The organism is Geobacillus sp. Y412MC52 (genome assembly GCF_000174795.2).
GTDB classification, from domain to species: Bacteria; Bacillota; Bacilli; order Bacillales; family Anoxybacillaceae; genus Geobacillus; species Geobacillus thermoleovorans.
This window is the reverse complement of record NC_014915.1, coordinates 3,121,944-3,139,173: the sequence shown is the minus strand read 5'-3', so window position 1 is coordinate 3,139,173 and position 17,230 is coordinate 3,121,944. Positions and strand designations below refer to the sequence as shown.

General features: G+C 50.4%; 19 protein-coding genes, 1 pseudogene and 1 riboswitch. Of the genes and pseudogenes, 18 read left to right on the top strand and 2 right to left on the bottom strand.

Annotated features, from left to right (window positions below):
- The first annotated feature begins 89 nt into the window (after window positions 1-89).
- From GYMC52_RS15570 to GYMC52_RS15545, 6 genes are all read left to right on the top strand, one after another.
- Window positions 90-449 (top strand): toprim domain-containing protein, encoded by a 360-nt coding sequence (locus tag GYMC52_RS15570; RefSeq protein ID WP_013524554.1) that lies wholly within the window; start codon window positions 90-92, stop codon window positions 447-449.
- A complete protein-coding gene (locus GYMC52_RS15565) occupies window positions 446-763 on the top strand; it encodes a thioredoxin family protein (protein WP_013524553.1) in 318 nt (105 codons plus the stop codon). Before GYMC52_RS15570 ends, GYMC52_RS15565 begins: the two co-directional genes overlap by 4 nt.
- A gap of 146 nt (window positions 764-909) precedes the next feature.
- Window positions 910-1,257 (top strand): SCP2 sterol-binding domain-containing protein, encoded by a 348-nt coding sequence (locus GYMC52_RS15560; RefSeq protein ID WP_013524552.1) that lies wholly within the window; start codon window positions 910-912, stop codon window positions 1,255-1,257.
- 73 nt (window positions 1,258-1,330) lie between these two features.
- Window positions 1,331-1,440, top strand: a riboswitch (SAM riboswitch).
- A gap of 87 nt (window positions 1,441-1,527) precedes the next feature.
- Window positions 1,528-2,556, top strand: coding sequence for a methionine ABC transporter ATP-binding protein (locus tag GYMC52_RS15555; protein ID WP_013524551.1), 1,029 nt, complete (start codon window positions 1,528-1,530; stop codon window positions 2,554-2,556).
- Window positions 2,546-3,214 carry a methionine ABC transporter permease gene (locus GYMC52_RS15550; RefSeq protein ID WP_013524550.1) on the top strand — a complete coding sequence of 223 codons (669 nt, stop codon included), beginning with the start codon at window positions 2,546-2,548 and terminating at the stop codon, window positions 3,212-3,214. The genes GYMC52_RS15555 and GYMC52_RS15550 overlap by 11 nt, the downstream gene beginning before the upstream one ends.
- 15 nt (window positions 3,215-3,229) lie before the next feature.
- Window positions 3,230-4,081, top strand: a complete 852-nt coding sequence (locus tag GYMC52_RS15545; protein ID WP_013524549.1) for a MetQ/NlpA family ABC transporter substrate-binding protein — start codon at window positions 3,230-3,232, stop codon at window positions 4,079-4,081.
- A 118-nt stretch (window positions 4,082-4,199) separates the two neighbouring features.
- Here the strand turns inward: GYMC52_RS15545 and GYMC52_RS15540 are convergent, their stop codons facing one another.
- Entirely contained in the window at window positions 4,200-4,391 is a 192-nt protein-coding gene (locus tag GYMC52_RS15540) for a hypothetical protein (protein WP_013524548.1), read from the bottom strand.
- A gap of 173 nt (window positions 4,392-4,564) precedes the next feature.
- Here GYMC52_RS15540 and GYMC52_RS15535 point away from each other — a divergent pair, with 173 nt between their 5' ends.
- From GYMC52_RS15535 to GYMC52_RS15480, 12 genes and pseudogenes are all read left to right on the top strand, one after another.
- Entirely contained in the window at window positions 4,565-4,930 is a 366-nt protein-coding gene (locus GYMC52_RS15535) for a carboxymuconolactone decarboxylase family protein (protein WP_013524547.1), read from the top strand.
- Between the two features lie 232 nt (window positions 4,931-5,162).
- Window positions 5,163-5,942, top strand: a complete 780-nt coding sequence (gene sufC / locus GYMC52_RS15530) for a Fe-S cluster assembly ATPase SufC (protein ID WP_011232465.1) — start codon at window positions 5,163-5,165, stop codon at window positions 5,940-5,942.
- A 17-nt stretch (window positions 5,943-5,959) separates the two neighbouring features.
- Complete coding sequence (gene sufD, locus GYMC52_RS15525) at window positions 5,960-7,270, top strand: Fe-S cluster assembly protein SufD (RefSeq protein ID WP_013524546.1); 1,311 nt, start codon at window positions 5,960-5,962, stop codon at window positions 7,268-7,270.
- Window positions 7,267-8,487 carry a cysteine desulfurase gene (locus GYMC52_RS15520; RefSeq protein ID WP_013524545.1) on the top strand — a complete coding sequence of 407 codons (1,221 nt, stop codon included), beginning with the start codon at window positions 7,267-7,269 and terminating at the stop codon, window positions 8,485-8,487. Before sufD ends, GYMC52_RS15520 begins: the two co-directional genes overlap by 4 nt.
- Window positions 8,477-8,926, top strand: a complete 450-nt coding sequence (sufU, locus tag GYMC52_RS15515) for a Fe-S cluster assembly sulfur transfer protein SufU (RefSeq protein WP_013144310.1) — start codon at window positions 8,477-8,479, stop codon at window positions 8,924-8,926. Before GYMC52_RS15520 ends, sufU begins: the two co-directional genes overlap by 11 nt.
- A gap of 6 nt (window positions 8,927-8,932) precedes the next feature.
- Window positions 8,933-10,330 (top strand): Fe-S cluster assembly protein SufB, encoded by a 1,398-nt coding sequence (sufB, locus tag GYMC52_RS15510; RefSeq protein WP_011232461.1) that lies wholly within the window; start codon window positions 8,933-8,935, stop codon window positions 10,328-10,330.
- Window positions 10,331-10,808: 478 nt separating this feature from the next.
- Window positions 10,809-11,009, top strand: coding sequence for a transposase (locus GYMC52_RS15505; protein WP_223810853.1), 201 nt, complete (start codon window positions 10,809-10,811; stop codon window positions 11,007-11,009).
- An 18-nt stretch (window positions 11,010-11,027) separates the two neighbouring features.
- Window positions 11,028-11,450 carry a hypothetical protein gene (locus tag GYMC52_RS20065; RefSeq protein ID WP_227456683.1) on the top strand — a complete coding sequence of 141 codons (423 nt, stop codon included), beginning with the start codon at window positions 11,028-11,030 and terminating at the stop codon, window positions 11,448-11,450.
- Between the two features lie 482 nt (window positions 11,451-11,932).
- Window positions 11,933-13,438, top strand: a complete 1,506-nt coding sequence (gene istA, locus GYMC52_RS15495; protein ID WP_013524544.1) for an IS21 family transposase — start codon at window positions 11,933-11,935, stop codon at window positions 13,436-13,438.
- Window positions 13,435-14,183 (top strand): annotated as a pseudogene (gene istB, locus GYMC52_RS15490) (IS21-like element helper ATPase IstB). The gene istA and the pseudogene istB overlap by 4 nt, the downstream one beginning before the upstream one ends.
- A gap of 257 nt (window positions 14,184-14,440) precedes the next feature.
- Window positions 14,441-15,496 (top strand): hypothetical protein, encoded by a 1,056-nt coding sequence (locus GYMC52_RS15485; RefSeq protein WP_013144312.1) that lies wholly within the window; start codon window positions 14,441-14,443, stop codon window positions 15,494-15,496.
- A gap of 59 nt (window positions 15,497-15,555) precedes the next feature.
- Entirely contained in the window at window positions 15,556-16,455 is a 900-nt protein-coding gene (locus GYMC52_RS15480) for a hypothetical protein (RefSeq protein WP_227456684.1), read from the top strand.
- A gap of 110 nt (window positions 16,456-16,565) precedes the next feature.
- Here GYMC52_RS15480 and GYMC52_RS15475 read toward each other — a convergent pair whose 3' ends face one another.
- Entirely contained in the window at window positions 16,566-17,198 is a 633-nt protein-coding gene (locus tag GYMC52_RS15475) for a LysE family translocator (protein WP_013144314.1), read from the bottom strand.
- Window positions 17,199-17,230: the final 32 nt, after the last annotated feature.

Here is a 17,230-nt window from a genome sequence, read left to right as displayed (position 1 = left end):
GTGGATGGCCGTTGCTTTTCATTTTCAACATTTGGCCGGCGCAGGACATACAATAATAGTATCCTCATTTGAAGTTAGGTGGGTCGGACATGCGACGCGTGGAAAAAGTGATCATCGTCGAAGGGCGATCAGACAAGCAAAAAGTGGCGGCGGTGCTGAACGAACCAGTCGTCATCGTCTGCACAAACGGCACGATCAGTGATGCGCGCCTTGAGGAGCTGGCTGATGAGCTGGAAGGATGCGATGTATACGTCTTGGCCGATGCCGATGAGGCGGGAGAAAAATTGCGCCGGCAGTTTCGCCGCATGTTTCCAGAGGCGGAGCATCTTTACATTGACCGGGCGTATCGCGAAGTGGCGACTGCTCCGCCTTGGCACTTGGCGCAAGTGTTGTTGCGCGCTCGTTTCGACGTCCGCATCGAATCGCTCATGAGGGGAAGAGGCGAGTGAAAGCGATCGACCGAAACGATGTCATGCGAGTGGTGGAAGTCGAGCCGCTTCTGGCCCTTTATTTGTATACACCGCTGTGCGGCACGTGCCAGCTGGCGCGGCGGATGCTCACGGTGGTGGAGCAGTTGTTTCCGGCGCTGCCGTTTTACGAAACGGACATCAACTATATCCCTGAGCAGGCCGTTGCGTGGAAAATTGAAAGTGTTCCTTGCCTGCTTCTTTTTAGGGACGGAACGATCGCAGGCAAGTGGTATGCCTTTCATTCCGTTCCGTATTTGTACGAAGTGATTCAAGCCTGCTTGCCGCCCCGATGATTCGCCTTTTTTTGACGCTGTTTGACACATTTCTTGGGAAATGACAAAAACGGCGCTCGTTCGTCAACGGGTTGTCGAGATTTTTGTGAAGGATTTCTCCTCTTCAGGTGGAAGTGAAAAAAATAAAAATGGGGGAGGGGATATCCATGGAAATGCGTGAATTAGTCGGGCAGTTCGTGGAACGGATGCAAGTGTTGCGCCATTTGGTGCCGATTTTGCCGGATGAGCAGCTATATGTTCGGTTTGAAAGCGATGACGAAACCGCCTTGCTGTTGATCGGCAAGGAATCAGCCGCTAGAGGGATGGAAAACGATGAACGGAAAACATTGACGGTGCGCGGCTCCAAAGAGGCGCTCGCGTCCCTGCTGAACGGCGAACTGAAGCTGCAGCAGCTCGTCCGGTTGCGTGAAGTGCACGTGTCAGGAAACTTCCGCCAGCTTTTGCTTCTTGAATCGCTCCTCCATTTGGCCAAGCCGTATCGGCACGTCGGATAAAAAAGATGTTGACACGATTCGACAGACAATGATACAATCACACTCGTAATCAATTGAATAGGCGATTGTTGCGCTCTTATCAAGAGAGGTGGAGGGATGTGCCCAATGAAGCCCGGCAACCGTCAGCGCATCTGCTGAAATGGTGCCAATTCACACAAAGCGGCCTGCTTTGAGAGATAAGAGACGGAATGGTGCACGATACCTTTCTGTTCTCTGCGGGCAGAAAGGTTTTCTTTTTGCGCTCTGCCGCTTGGGGAGGAAGGTGAAACGATGATTACACTCGAACAAGTGACGAAAATCTATCAGGCGGCCAACGGCTCGGTCACGGCTGTCGACAATGTGTCGCTTGAGATTCGCGAAGGGGAAATTTTCGGCATTATCGGCTACAGCGGCGCGGGGAAAAGCACGCTCATCCGCTTGCTCAATGGGCTCGAGAAGCCGACGAGCGGCCGGGTCGTCGTCGCCGGGCGCGATATGACGCGCGTGAAAGGGCGGGAGCTGCGCAAGGCGCGCCAAGAAATCGGGATGATTTTCCAGCATTTCAACTTGCTTTGGTCTCGCACGGTCAGGGAAAACATTGCCTTTCCGCTTGAAATTGCCGGCGTCCCGAAAGAGGAGCGGAACAAGCGGGTGGATGAATTGATCGAGCTTGTCGGCCTTTCCGGGCGCGAGGATGCCTACCCGTCGCAGCTGAGCGGCGGGCAAAAGCAGCGGGTCGGCATCGCCCGGGCGCTCGCCAACAACCCGAAAGTCTTGCTGTGCGACGAGGCGACATCGGCGTTGGACCCGCAGACGACTGATGCGATTTTGGACTTGCTCGTTGACATCAACAAGCGTCTTGGGCTGACGATTGTGCTGATCACCCATGAAATGCACGTCATCCGCAAAATTTGCGACCGCGTTGCGGTGATGGAAAGCGGCCGAATCGTCGAGCAAGGCGAAGTGTTGCATGTGTTCCGCAACCCGCAGCAACCGATTACGAAACGGTTCGTCAAGCAGCTGATCGAGCCCGAGGAGACGGAAGAGGCGATTTCCCATTTGTTTGGCCAATACCCGAGCGGGCTGATCGCGCAGCTGACGTTCGTCGGCGCGGCCGCCGGAAAGCCGCTCATCACCGAAGTGGTGCGCCAGTTTGCCGTCGATGTCAACATTTTGCAAGGGAAAATTTCGCAAACCCATCAAGGCGCCTATGGGGTGCTGTTCGTGCACCTCGACGGGGCGAAGGATGAAATCGACCGGGCGCTTGACTATATTCAACGCCAGCAAGTGGCGGTGGAGGTGATTCACGATGCTCGCTAACCTCCTGCCGAACGTGCAATGGGAGACGATGTGGGCGGCGACGGTCGAGACGCTGTATATGACGGGAGTGGCGGTGGCGGCCACTTTCGTCCTCGGAATCGTTCTTGGCTTGCTTCTATTTTTGACAGCGAAGGGCAACCTATGGGAAAACCGGTTTGTCAATACAGTGATTGCGGCGTTTGTGAACATTTTCCGCTCTATTCCGTTTATTATTTTGATCATTTTGCTCATTCCGTTTACCACCTGGCTCGTCGGGACGATGCTTGGCGCCAATGCGGCGCTGCCGGCTTTGGTCATTGGGGCCGCGCCGTTTTACGCCCGCATGGTGGAGATCGCCCTTCGCGAAATCGACAAAGGCGTCATCGAAGCAGCCCAAGCGATGGGCGCCTCAACGTGGACGATCATTTGGAAAGTGCTCTTGCCTGAATCGCTTCCAGCGCTCGTCTCCGGCATTACGGTGACGGCGGTGTCGCTCGTCAGCTATACAGCGATGGCTGGAGCTATCGGCGCCGGCGGGCTTGGGAACTTGGCGTATTTGGAAGGATTCCAGCGCAACCATAACGATGTGACGTTTGTCGCGACCGTGTTGGTGCTCGTCATTGTCTTTGTCATTCAGTTGATCGGTGACTTTGTCACTTCAAAAATCGATAAACGATAAAGGAGGAAGAAGTCGATGAAAAAATGGCTTGGTGCGCTCCTTGCCGCCGCTCTCGTCTTCGCCTTGGCAGCATGCGGAAGCAACAATCACGACAACGCGGAAGGCGGCAAAGACGGCAAATTGGTGAAGTTGAAAGTCGGTGCGTCGAACGTGCCGCATGCGGAAATTTTGGAAAAAGCGAAACCGATTTTGAAGAAAAAAGGCATCGACTTGGAGATCATTACGTTCCAAGATTACATCTTGCCGAACAAAGCGCTGGCGGAGAAGCAAATCGATGCCAACTATTTCCAACATATTCCGTATTTGGAATCGCAAAAGAAAGAGTATGGCTATGATTTCGTCAACGCCGGCGGCATTCATATCGAGCCGATCGGCTTATACTCGAAAAAATACAAAAGCATTGAAGAACTGCCGGACGGCGCGACGATCATCATGAGCAACTCGGTCGCCGACCATGGCCGCATTTTATCGATGCTGCAAGAAAAAGGGCTCATTAAATTGAAACCGGGCGTCGATAAAACGAAAGCGACAGTCAATGACATCATCGAAAATCCAAAGCATTTAAAATTTAAGGCCGATGTCGACGCCGGGCTTCTGCCGCAAATTTACAAAAACGGCGAAGGCGATGCGGTGCTGATCAACGCCAACTATGCGCTTGACGCCGGTTTGGATCCGGCGAAAGACCCGATCGCCGTTGAGTCGCCGAAAAACAATCCGTATGTGAACATTATTGCGGTGCGCAAAGGCGATGAAAACCGGAAAGAAATCAAAACGCTTGTCGAAGTGCTGCAATCGAAAGAAATCCAAGATTTCATTAAAGAAAAATACCACGGCGCCGTCATTCCAGCGGCGGAAAACAATCAATAACGGGAGCATTTCGCTTCCGTTTCTTTTTTTGTCTCCAAAAAGCCGCTCCTCTTAAACGAAACGAAAGCGGCAAAGGTTAAAACGATTCTGAATCCGAGGGCGCCGCGGCCGACCTGCTTCATCGGCCGTTCAAACGCGCCAGTACGGCGGCGAGCATAACGATGATGACGCAGTTTTGCAGGACGATCACCGCCGTTAAGCTGAAGGCGCCGTCTCCTTGTTCACCGAGGGTGTTGCCGATGATGATCCACGCCAAAAACGAAGCGAAAGCGGCGGTTAAGGCAAAGACAACCCAACGAATCAATGGCATTCCCCCCTTTCCTATGATGATGGAAGTGGAACAGAACCGTTTGTTTTCATCATCACATTCCGTCGATGTTGGCGAAACGGTGGTGTTTCCACATGCTTTCAATACCATTCGTTGTTTAATTTCGTTTTCCTTCAAGCATACTAACAGCAGAAACGAACAAAAGGAGGAAAACGATGATGAACAACCAACCGCACGCATCGGTCGAATCCGCGCTTCGCCACTATAAGGAAGGGCTTGGGGCATTCACCCAAAAACTTCCGAACGTAGCGGAACGGTTTAACGCCTTTACGGAAGCTTGTTTTGCCGAGGGAGCGCTGTCGAAAAAAGAAAAACAATTGATCGCCCTCGGCATCAGCCTGGCGGCGCAAGACGAGTATTGCACGATTTACCATGCGAAAGGCTGCCTTGACGAAGGAGCGTCGGAACAGGAAATTTTGGAAGCATGCGCGGTGGCGGTCGCGTTTGGCGGCGGGGCGGCGATGAGCCAGGCGGTGACGCTCGTGCAGGAATGCCTCCGCGAGCTGCGGACGGCTCACTAGACTCCGGAAAAAACGGGGTCTTTTTTTTGCAAAAACTCGTACAAGCTTGAGGTTTTCGTGTAAAATAGTAAAAGGCGCTGTTTTTTCACACGGTCATAGTGAAAACAGAGCGGAAAAGTTGCAGGCAGTTTTCATTTGTTATAAAATTATAATGAGAATAAACTGAGAATGAACGATCGCTAGAAGACAAGCGAGCGAATTGACTCTCAATTGGGAATTGGAGGTATGCTGCATGGCGGTATTGACGATTCGCAATCTCCACGTCGCCGTGGAGGGAAAAGAAATTTTAAAAGGAGTGGACTTGGAAGTCAAAGGCGGGGAAATCCACGCCATCATGGGTCCGAACGGAACAGGGAAGTCGACGCTGGCATCGGCCATTATGGGCCATCCAAAATATGAAGTGACAGAAGGATCGGTGACGCTCGACGGCCAGGATGTCCTTGAGATGGAAGTCGACGAGCGGGCGCGCGCCGGCCTGTTTTTGGCGATGCAATACCCGAGCGAAATCAGCGGGGTGACGAACGCCGACTTCCTGCGGGCGGCGATCAACGCCCGGCTTGGCGAGGGCAACGAAATTTCGCTCATGAAATTCATCCGCAAGCTCGATGAAAAAATGGCGTTTTTGGAAATGAATCCGGATATGGCGCACCGCTATTTGAATGAAGGATTCTCGGGCGGGGAGAAAAAGCGAAATGAAATTTTGCAGCTGATGATGCTTGAACCGAAAATCGCCATTTTGGACGAGATCGACTCCGGATTGGACATTGACGCGCTGAAAATTGTCGCCAAAGGCGTCAACGAAATGCGCAGCAGCGAATTCGGCTGTTTGATCATCACTCACTACCAACGGTTATTGAACTACATCACGCCGGATTACGTGCACGTCATGATGCAAGGGCGCATCGTCAAATCCGGCGGTCCGGAACTGGCGCAGCGGCTTGAGGCGGAAGGGTACGACTGGATCAAAAAAGAGCTTGGCATCGAAGACGAAACGGTCGGACAAGAAGCGTAAGCGTTAGGAGGAGGATTATGGCGACAGAAACGAAAATCCCATTCGATGAAACATACATCCGCACGTTCTCAAGCGGGCGCGGCGAGCCGGACTGGCTGACGGCGCGGCGCCTTGAGGCGCTTCGGCTGGCGGAGCGGCTGCCGCTTCCGAAACCGGAGAAGACGAAAATCGACAAATGGAATTTCACCGAGTTCGCCCGCCACACGGTCGACAGCGCGCCGTATGATGGTCTTGACGATTTGCCGGAAGCGGTCAAGGCGCTCATCGAGGCGGGCGAAGGAACGAAAAACTTGTACGTGCAGCGCAACCATACGCCGGCGTACGTGTCGCTGTCCGATGAATTAAAAGAAAAAGGCGTCATTTTCACCGACATCTTCACAGCAGCGCGCGAGCATGGCGACTTGCTGAAAAACTATTTGATGACGGCGGTCAAGCCGGATGAGCACCGCCTTGCCGCGCTCCATGCGGCGCTGCTCAACGGCGGCGTGTTTGTCTATGTCCCGAAAAACGTGGAGATTGAAACGCCGCTTCAAGCGGTCTATATTCAAGACGAAGACGATATCGCCCTATTCAACCATGTCATTGTCGTCGCAGAAGACAACAGCCGCGTCGTGTTTGTCGAAAACTATATATCGGCAAGCCGAGAAGGAAAAGCGGTCGTCAATGTGGTCGCCGAGGTGTTTGCCCAAGCGAACGCAAGCGTCTTTTTCGCCGCCGTCGACCATTTGGCAAAAGGCACAACGACGTATGTCAATCGGCGCGGCATCGCCGGGCGCGACGGACGGATCGAATGGGCGCTCGGGCTGATGAATGACGGCAACACGGTCTCCGAGAACATCACCCGCCTTGTCGGCGACGGCTCGTTCGGCGATACGAAAACGGTCGCGGTCAGCCGCGGCGAGCAAGTGCAAAACTTTACGACCAGCGTCGTCCATTACGGCAGGCATACGGAAGGTTACATTTTAAAACATGGCGTCGTCCGCGACAGCGCGACCTCGATTTTCAACGGCATCGGCAAAATTGAGCACGGCGCGTCGAAGTCAAACGCCGACCAGGAGTCGCGCGTCTTGATGCTGAGCGAAAAAGCGCGCGGCGATGCGAACCCGATTTTGCTCATTGATGAAGACGACGTCATGGCGGGCCACGCGGCATCGGTGGGACGCGTCGATCCGATCCAATTGTATTACTTAATGAGCCGCGGCATTCCGAGACGCGATGCGGAACGGCTCATCATCCACGGCTTTTTGGCGCCGGTTGTCGAGGCGATTCCGCTTGAAGGCGTGAAAAACCAATTAATTGAAGTGATTGAAAGGAAAGTTCAATCATGAATGTGAACGAAATTCGCGCGTTGTTTCCGATTTTGCATCAGGACGTCAACGGCCATCCGCTCGTCTATTTTGACAGCGCGGCGACGTCGCAAAAGCCGCTGCCGGTGATTGAGGCGCTTGACCGCTACTACCGCGAGTACAACTCGAACGTCCACCGCGGCGTCCATACGCTCGGGACGAAGGCGACCGACGCGTACGAAGGCGCGCGCGAAAAAGTGCGGCGGTTTTTAAACGCCCAATCGGCGCAGGAAATCATCTTTACGCGCGGCACAACCGCTGCGCTCAACTTGGTCGCTGCAAGCTACGGGCGCGCCAATGTCAAAGAAGGCGACGAGATCGTCATCACGTACATGGAGCATCACAGCAACTTAATCCCATGGCAGCAGCTGGCGAAACAAACGGGCGCAACGCTGAAATACATTCCGCTGCAGGAAGACGGCACGATCGATTTGCGCGACGTTGAGGCGACCATCACCAAAGCGGCGAAGATCGTCGCCATCGCCCATGTGTCCAACGTGCTCGGGACGATCAACCCGGTGCGGGAGATCGCCCGCATCGCCCATGAGCGCGGGGCGGTCGTCGTCGTCGATGCGGCGCAAAGCGCTCCGCATATGAAGGTCGATGTTCAGGAACTTGATTGCGATTTTCTCGCCCTTTCCGGCCATAAAATGTGCGGGCCGACGGGAATCGGCGTATTATATGGCAAAAAGAAATGGCTTGAGCAGATGGAGCCGATCGAGTTCGGCGGCGAAATGATCGATTTTGTCGAGCTGTACGACTCGACGTGGAAAGAGCTGCCGTGGAAGTTTGAAGGCGGCACGCCGATCATTGCCGGGGCGATTGGCCTTGGCGCAGCGATCGATTTCCTTGAACAAGTGGGCTTGGACGCCATCGCCGCCCATGAGCATGAGCTGGCGCAATATGCGCTTAGCCGAATGGCGGACATCGAAGGCGTCACCGTCTATGGCCCGAAAGAGCGGGCGGGGCTTGTCACGTTCAACATCGACGGGGTGCATCCGCACGATGTGGCGACGGTCCTTGACGCCGAAGGAATCGCCATCCGCGCCGGCCACCATTGCGCCCAGCCGCTCATGAAATGGCTCGGCGTGACGGCGACCGCCCGGGCGAGCTTTTACCTTTACAATACCAAAGAGGAAATCGACGCATTCATCGCCGCATTACAGAAAGCGAAGGAGTACTTCAGCCATGTCTTCTAACCATCCGTTGGATCAGCTTTACCGCCAAGTCATTATGGATCATTATAAAAACCCGCGCAACCGCGGGGTGCTTGAAGGAACGAACGTCGATGTCAACATGAACAACCCGACGTGCGGCGACCGCATCCACTTGACGATGAAAGTCGAAGACGGAAAAGTCGCCGACGTCAAATTTGAAGGGGAAGGCTGTTCGATTTCAATGTCGTCGGCGTCGATGATGACGCAGGCGATCAAAGGAAAAACGGTGGAGGAAGCGCTTCGGCTCGCCCACATTTTTTCCGACATGATCCAAGGGAAAGAGTACGACGATTCCGTTGACCTTGGCGACATCGAGGCGCTCCAAGGCGTTTCCAAATTTCCCGCTCGCATCAAATGCGCGACGTTGGCGTGGAAAGCGCTCGAAAAAGGGCTGCACAATCATGAACATGAAGGAAGGTGAACCGAGATGGCGAAAAAAGCCCCAGAAATTGGTGAATACAAGTACGGCTTCGTCGATAAAGACGTCTCCGTCTTCCGCGCCCAGCGCGGCCTGACGCGCGAAGTCGTCGAAGAAATTTCGCGGATGAAAAACGAGCCGCAATGGATGCTCGAGTTCCGCTTAAAAGCGCTCGACATCTTCTACAGCAAACCGATGCCGCAATGGGGCGGCGACTTGTCAAGCCTCGATTTCGATGAAATTACGTACTATGTCAAACCGACGGAAAAATCGGGCCGCTCGTGGGATGAAGTGCCGGCGGAGATCAAAGCGACGTTCGATAAATTAGGGATTCCAGAGGCGGAACAAAAATATTTGGCCGGCGTCTCGGCGCAATACGAATCGGAAGTCGTCTACCACAACATGAAAGAAGACCTCGAAAAACTCGGCGTCATCTTTAAAGACACCGACTCGGCGCTGAAGGAAAACGAAGACTTGTTCCGCGAATATTTCGCCAAAGTCGTGCCGCCGACCGATAACAAGTTTGCAGCCTTGAACTCGGCCGTCTGGTCGGGCGGTTCGTTCATCTACGTCCCGAAAGGCGTCAAAGTCGATACGCCGCTTCAGGCGTACTTCCGCATTAACTCGGAAAACATGGGGCAGTTTGAACGGACGCTCATCATCGTGGACGAAGGGGCGCACGTCCATTACGTCGAAGGCTGCACCGCGCCGATTTACACGACGAACTCGCTCCATAGCGCGGTTGTGGAAATCATCGTCAAAAAAGGCGCCTACTGCCGCTACACGACGATCCAAAACTGGGCGAACAACGTCTTCAACTTGGTGACGAAGCGCGCCGTCTGCGAAGAAAACGCGACGATGGAATGGATCGATGGCAACATCGGCTCGAAGCTGACGATGAAATACCCAGCCGTCATCTTAAAAGGCGAAGGGGCGCGCGGCTTGACGCTCTCCATCGCCATCGCCGGCAAAGGTCAGCATCAAGACGCCGGGGCGAAAATGATCCATCTGGCCCCGAATACGTCATCGACGATCGTCTCGAAGTCGATCTCCAAACAAGGCGGCAAGGTGACGTATCGCGGCATGGTCCATTTCGGCCGCAAAGCGTCCGGCTCGCGCTCGAACATCGAATGCGATACGCTCATTCTCGACAACCAGTCGACATCGGATACGATTCCGTACAACGAAATTTTAAACGACAACGTGTCGCTTGAACACGAAGCGAAAGTGTCGAAAGTGTCGGAAGAGCAGCTGTTCTACTTGATGAGCCGCGGCATTTCCGAGCAGGAAGCGACGGAAATGATCGTCATGGGCTTCATCGAGCCGTTCACGCGGGAGCTGCCGATGGAATACGCGGTCGAGATGAACCGCTTGATCAAGTTCGAGATGGAAGGAAGCATTGGGTAAGCTGGATGAATCAAGGGTGGAGCGCTCGTTTGCGGGCGCTTCGCCCACAAAACGTCCGCATGATCGACGCAGGACAAAGCAAGGGAGCGGTCGGCGCTTATTCTTTCCGGTGATCTCCGGAAGCGCCAAGGCCGCTCCGCAGGCCATTCCTCCTTCAGTTTTTAGGGGAGCGCTCTTTTTTGGGCGCTCCCCTGTCGTTCCTTTTCCATGCCAGGCGGCTCTGTTCAGCCGTGTACGATCTCTCGGCTTAGTAGCCTTTTTAGGCGTGAAGTTAACAGCCATGTATAAAAAACATGATTTTATTCATTTTTCCCGATAGGGACTACGAAAGAGATGTTTAAGTTAAGTGCAACTTTTTATTGACAAATAATTTTCTTTTTTTTTACAATTAAACTGTAGATGAGCATTTTTCACTACAATAATTTCTATGGTTAAAAGAGACAAACAGAGACCTCCTTACACGATGCGGAACTGTTTTTTGACTACATCAATGGTCATATCCTCCTATTCGCCACAGCTGAACCCGATCGAGCACTTGTGGAAATGGCTGAAAGACACCGTCATTGCCAATGTGTTTCACCAAGATCGAAACGATATCGCCCAAGCCATTGCTCGGTTTATGGATGACATCCATGAACGCCCGGAGGAAGTGCTGCAACGCTTGGGGTGTGCAGGATGACTGAGAAACTCACTCTTCATGTTGTATGTATATACTTACATTCTACAGGAAAGGTGCTCTTTTTTCTATGATGTGTATGGGTATTATTGGTTAATCAACACGCCTGAAAAAAGAGGTGTTCAACAGCAACAAGAAAAAGGTATGACTAATCCAAATCATTATAAGGTAGGTGGCATTTTATTTTTGGCTCTTCACCAAAAGTTGTACTTGATTTTTTCTGAACATACCCCATTTACGCTTGTGAGGGAAAATCAACAAGTCCGTGATTTTGGCACATCTTTGTGCAGGAAACCGTATTGCTTGTCAAGTACATGTTGTGGTGAAGAGCCTTATTTTTATGAAACTTATATTTTCTGGAAAAAGTGGAATATTCATAAAGGTTCTCTTGTTAGTTATTTCATGGTTTATTATTTTATTCAGCTTGATGATTCAAAATTCTGATGCGTTCATTTATTGGTTTAATCCAAGCGTAGTATCCATTAGCGATGAAAGGTATTTTTATACTTTAGTGCCTACCTTTTTTAATATTCTACTTTTATTTTTCCAAATTAAGTTTTTGGGGGTTAGAGAGAGAAAAACAACTATCTACAAAATCTTGTTTGTTACGCTTGTCATTAATACTATATTGTTTTTATATTATGCTATTTATCAATTTTTTGGATAAATCCAAAACCAATTATTGGCGTGTTAACACAACATGTACATGGCAAGCGAGGTGTTTTCTTAATCCGCCAGTGATGTGTGATTTACTTATTTTTCCTATGGGTGCAAGTAAGATATGTGTTTAGTGCAAAATGAAAATACAGAGTTCTGCAACAAAACGTGCAGAGTCTAAGGCAAAGAAAAAAGGCTTGCCAGCCCCTAACATTTCCTCTACTGTGGAAGTTGTGAACACATAAACCAAACAGTGGAGGAGCGAAAGGATGCTGGCAATGCCCGAAATTAATCGTATCAGAAAACTGCGTGAAAAGAAAGGGTTATCGATTGCGGAAATTTCCCGTGAAACGGGATATAACTGGAGAACGGTCAAAAAATACGCAGATGAAGACATTTCTGTCCAACCAACCATCAAACGCAAAAAGGGGATGATGGAGGAAGAAGGGTACGGGCCAATCATTGATGACTGGTTGGAGGAGGATGACAAGCTGCCGAGAAAACAACGGCGAACGAACAAGACGATGTTTGAAGCGCTTTGTCGTGACCATGGATTTCAAGGCTCGTATCGCACCGTTTGCGCGTACGTGCAAAAACGAAGACCGCAGCTCAAGCTCGAGAAAGAACAGCGCTATGAACGACTGGAGCACCCGCCAGGCGAGGCGCAGGTGGATTTCGGGAAGATGACGGTTGTGACGAAGGATGGGAAGGAAGAAGAGCGATCGGTTTTGATCATGAGCTTTCCCTATAGCAACGCTGCGTTTGCTTATCCGCTGCCGGCGGAAAACAGTGAATGCTTCCTCCACGGGTTGACGCAGCTGTTTTGTCAGGCTGGGGGAGTGCCAAAGGCATTGCGCATTGACAATTTGTCCGCGGCCATTGTGTCGATTCGAAAAGGGGGAGAACGCCGATTCACCGTGGCTTTTGAGAAATTCCAACTCTACTATCGGTTTGATGTACAAGTGTGCAATCCATACAGTGGACATGAGAAAGGAAATGCGGAGCGAAAAGTCTATTACACTCGCAACCTTTGTTTCATCCCCGCTCCATTGATGGAGTCGGATCCGGAGCTGGTGGAGTGGCTGCATCGCAAGATGGTCGAGGACCGAAACCGTCCTCATTATGAAAAGGGGCGGTGGATCGAGGAACTATGGCAGGAAGAACAACCAGAGCTGTTGGCGTTGCCGGAACAAGATCTTCCGATCTTCTCCCTCGATCACGCTTACGTGAATCAGTACGGAGAAGTGATGGTGGATGGGAAGGCGTTCGTCGTCCATGGCCTGTCCGTCCCCAACCGGGTGTTGGTGAAGAAAGAATGGAATCGTTTCGTTGTGTTCTCTTCCGATGGAGACGTCCATCTTGAAGCGCCAAGGCCGTATACGAACGTGAAACGCGAAATCCCTTGGAAAGAGATTTTCGCTGAGTGGGAGACCAAACCCCGGGTTGTCGGACATTCCCGCTACCGGACGTACTTGCCGGAGGCGATCCGAATGTATCTGGCTGGCCCCCCGCCCCAGGTGGCGGCCCGTTTGAAAGGACTGCGAGCGCTGTTGGATCGGCACACGCTTTACGAAATCGCCCAGTGGCTCGAGGAGAGTCAGCGATGGGACTTGACTCCTCATGAAATCGGCGTGTTGATGGAAGCGAAGCACTCCTATTACCCGGACAAGTGGGAAGAATCATACACCCCTTCCGTTCTAATCGACTATGAAACGGATTTAACGGTGTATGATCAACGTCTTCATCCCGCTCGGGAAGGGAGTGTCCAGAAATGAGAGCAGAGGTGAAAGAGATTTGTAAAGCGCTGCATTTGGCCTATATCGCAGATCGATTCGAGGAGGTGAGATTCGAAACGAAAGAACAGTTTTTGCGGGATGTATTGGCGCTGGAACTGTCGTGCCGCCAAGAAGCGAAACAGGCCCGACTGATCAAGAAAGCCAAGTTTCGGGAGTTGAAATGGCTGAAGGATTACGAATGGTCGGATCACATCCACTGGCCGACCACGACATCGAAGAAGGAATTGTGTGACCTTCGCTTTTTGGAGCGAAAGCAAAACGTTCTGCTTTTAGGCTCGCCCGGGACAGGAAAAACCCATCTCGCCACAGCGCTCGGCATCCAGGCGTGCCAACAAGGCCATGAGGTTCGGTTTTTCCGCGTCGCGGATCTTGTCGCCCAGCTGGAAGAGGCGTTGAAAAACGGCACGCTCGGGCGGCTGAAACGAAGCATCGATGCGTGCGAACTGTTGATATTGGATGAACTCGGCTATGTGCCGTTTCAAAAGCAAGGATCGGAGCTGTTGTTTCATATTATCGCCGACTGTTACGAGCGAAAAAGCGTCATGGTGACATCGAATCTAGAATTTGGACAGTGGGATCGGGTGTTTGGGGACAACCGCTTGACAGCTGCGCTGGTGGATCGCTTGGTTCACCATGCCCACATCCTGGCCTTTACGAGAGCTATCGACTGCGGAACGCTCTCTCCGCGATCCAGCCGTCCTCTTCCCCCGGTCTGCAACCTTAAGTCTTGAGCTGGCAAGCCTATGTATTTTTTCTTGCATTTCTCTGCATTTTTTGCTTGCAAAAAACACTCTTGTGCTAAATCCATGAAGCAGACCCAATAATATTTTCTCAGCATCTGCTTAAATCTCCTTATGACCTGTTCAAGGTGGCCTTGATCGACTTCTTGGGTTTGGTCATTTTGAGGACTTCGAACGGAGACTTATGTTAAGTAAAGAAGTGTTGTAGGCGATATCTTTTTATAGAGTAGGATGGGTTTTAATGAAAAAAGTTTTATCATTTAGTTTGTTTATGTTCGTAATGCTCTTTTTAGCTATGGGATCTTCAGTATCAGCTAGTAGCATAACAAATGATAAAAACACTAAGAATGTAAATGGAATGTTAGAATTACTTGGTTTTTCGAAGGAAGATATTAAAGATCTAAAAACAAATAAATTTGATGTAGCAGATATAGATTTTAAAAATAAGGATGTAAGGAACTTGAAACTAAAAAAGAAAGATATCTTATTTTTGGCTCACTTTGGGTTTACTAAAGAACGAATTGAGCATTTCACACTAAATGATTGGGATCATTTTAAGAATATGGAGGAGCCTGAATTAGTAGATGTGAATGTTTCGTACTTCAAAGTCGATGAAAATAATGGAGAGCTAATTCCTATCACGAAATACGAGTTTGAGGGGAACAAAAAACAGCGAGAGGCATATTATGAGGAAATAAAAAAGGATCCTAAAGCCGTAGCATTAATTACCTCTTTATGTGATCCAGATAATACCTGCAATGGTTCAAACTCATCATCGATGGTGAAACTGACTGTTGCTGTCACCCATTCATCGAAATATGCAATTGTTTCTGATTTTGATTGGGTCAATGATTCCAACGAAAGGCATGTTGACTTATTTGGAACTGGTCATAAAGAAGCTTTGACTGTAGATTATGGATCAATATTTGGAAGTTGGACAACTGAGTACTATGATAATTATGGTTATGTAGCAGAAAGGACTTCGTACTTTAATGGTGCAACATATAAATTTTCTACAGGGTATGTTCATAAATTAGATAGAAATTCTTCTACTCATCAAGAATTCTGGCAATACAATGGGAAGTGGATACATGCGCAAGATGACTCAGGATATACGTATGCTGAATTTGTGTGGAGCTCTGGAACGAGTTCTTCTGCATATGCCAATTATACGCATATGAAGACAGGATGGAGCTCATCGTTTAGTGTATCGATGCCGCTAGGAGCGTCAATTTCTGTTTCAGGAACGACAAGTTATATCCAAATACCAAACGCGGCAGTTTCCTTTACAAGATGACAATACGTTTACGTCTCATTTACTGCGAATCGATATTTACAGTGAAGGGTGGCTTATCATTGAAACGGATCCTCCGTTATGTTTTGTTGTGTACAATGCTAGCTGGCTGCGATCATCAGGAGATGAATTTACAGGCTCATCATTTGGATGCAAAAAGACAAGGTTTTGATCAAGAAGAGATAGAAAATCTCATTAGAGAGCCGGAAAACGCCAATAAAGTCAACCGACAGCTCAAAAACAAGGAGGCTGCGGCTTTCTTTCGGCTGGGGATGACGAAAGAAGAGATTCGTCACTTGGATCGGGAGGAGATGGATTTTTTTCGCGCGAGAAGTGCGGCGAATCAATGGCATGAGCTCGATGAACAAACGGTGAAGGAGATTTTCAAGAAACAGGCGGATCATCAAATGATCCGGTGCCATATCGAGAAACAGAAATTATGCACCGCGTCCACGATTTACACCGATCAAAAAAAGAACATCATGGAATTGACCATATCCGTTTCCTTGTTAAGTCGAGAAGAGCATCGATATGCCGTCGTCTTGTCGTATGAATGGCTTATCGATCCGAAAGAAAAGGAGACGGATTTTTACGGGATTTTGACGACTGAAAATGCGGTTGTCGATTATCATCAGCTTTATAGCTCCTACAAGACGTATCGGGATGCGTCTCACGTCAGCATACAACATAGTAGGAAACCTTACCAATCTTCTGTTGTAGGGTATATGATCAAAAATTCTCTGCACAAGGAAAACAACCGCCACTTTGGATATGTGTATTCTGAAATTGTCCCTTCGGATCACGCGCAAACGTATATGGATGTTGAGGGATTTTATGTTCATGCTAATCGGACATGGAGAGAAAAGGATTTGTTTTCTTTCCAAGATGTTTATAACTGGAATGAAAAGGCTGACGCGGTGATGTTCAAGTCTCCGGTGATCCGAATCTCCATCCGGCCGTGATGAAGCGGGATGGAATGTTTTGTTTCGAGGGAGCGCTCTTTTTTGGGCGCTCCCCTGTCATTGATTTCACATGCCAGGCGGATCTGTTCAGCCGCGCTCAGTCTTCCTGTTTAGCGCTGCACTTTTTCAAGCGCCAATTTGATGCCGAACCCGATCATCACCGCGCCCGTGATGCCTTCGATCCATTTCTTCGTTTTCGGCCGCTTCATGAAGTCGCTGATATAATGGATGAAGGAAATGTAAAACAAAAACCATATCGCGGTCATCGCCGTATAAGCCGCCCCCATTAGGAGAAACGGAGCGAAGGAGTGCGCGCCGGGCGCCACGAACTGCGGCAAAAACGTTAAGAAAAAAGCCGCCACCTTCGGGTTCAAAAAATCGGTGAGAAACCCTTGCCGGAAGCAGGCGGGCTGTTTTTCTCCGCTATTGACATCCGTTTCCACACCTAGGGCTTCGCCTTTTTTTATGACTCCATATAATGCCTTGACCCCTAAATACGTTAAGTACACAGCCCCCACATACTTCAGGATCGAAAACAGCAGGGCAGATTGCATGATGACGGCGGAAAGCCCGAGCGACGCTGCGGCGGTGTGGAGAAACAAGGCGCAGCAAACCCCTAGTGCGGTTTTCAAGCCGCCGATCTTCCCGGCGGAAATCGTGTTTTTGGTCACCACCGCCGTGTCGGGGCCGGGCAGCACGATTAAAAACATTGATAAGAGAAGAAACGGGTACAGATGAATCATCGGAAGCCCCCCATTATCAGAATGTTCCGATG

Coding starts and splice junctions, on each gene's coding strand:
- GYMC52_RS15570 (WP_013524554.1), top strand. CDS start 90: ATGCGACGCGTGGAAAAAGTGATCATCGTCGAAGGGCGATCAGACAAG.
- GYMC52_RS15560 (WP_013524552.1), top strand. CDS start 910: ATGGAAATGCGTGAATTAGTCGGGCAGTTCGTGGAACGGATGCAAGTG.
- GYMC52_RS15555 (WP_013524551.1), top strand. CDS start 1,528: ATGATTACACTCGAACAAGTGACGAAAATCTATCAGGCGGCCAACGGC.
- GYMC52_RS15550 (WP_013524550.1), top strand. CDS start 2,546: ATGCTCGCTAACCTCCTGCCGAACGTGCAATGGGAGACGATGTGGGCG.
- GYMC52_RS15545 (WP_013524549.1), top strand. CDS start 3,230: ATGAAAAAATGGCTTGGTGCGCTCCTTGCCGCCGCTCTCGTCTTCGCC.
- GYMC52_RS15540 (WP_013524548.1), bottom strand. CDS start 4,391: ATGCCATTGATTCGTTGGGTTGTCTTTGCCTTAACCGCCGCTTTCGCT.
- GYMC52_RS15535 (WP_013524547.1), top strand. CDS start 4,565: ATGATGAACAACCAACCGCACGCATCGGTCGAATCCGCGCTTCGCCAC.
- sufC (WP_011232465.1), top strand. CDS start 5,163: ATGGCGGTATTGACGATTCGCAATCTCCACGTCGCCGTGGAGGGAAAA.
- sufD (WP_013524546.1), top strand. CDS start 5,960: ATGGCGACAGAAACGAAAATCCCATTCGATGAAACATACATCCGCACG.
- GYMC52_RS15520 (WP_013524545.1), top strand. CDS start 7,267: ATGAATGTGAACGAAATTCGCGCGTTGTTTCCGATTTTGCATCAGGAC.
- sufU (WP_013144310.1), top strand. CDS start 8,477: ATGTCTTCTAACCATCCGTTGGATCAGCTTTACCGCCAAGTCATTATG.
- sufB (WP_011232461.1), top strand. CDS start 8,933: ATGGCGAAAAAAGCCCCAGAAATTGGTGAATACAAGTACGGCTTCGTC.
- GYMC52_RS20065 (WP_227456683.1), top strand. CDS start 11,028: ATGTTGTATGTATATACTTACATTCTACAGGAAAGGTGCTCTTTTTTC.
- istA (WP_013524544.1), top strand. CDS start 11,933: ATGCTGGCAATGCCCGAAATTAATCGTATCAGAAAACTGCGTGAAAAG.
- GYMC52_RS15485 (WP_013144312.1), top strand. CDS start 14,441: ATGAAAAAAGTTTTATCATTTAGTTTGTTTATGTTCGTAATGCTCTTT.
- GYMC52_RS15475 (WP_013144314.1), bottom strand. CDS start 17,198: ATGATTCATCTGTACCCGTTTCTTCTCTTATCAATGTTTTTAATCGTG.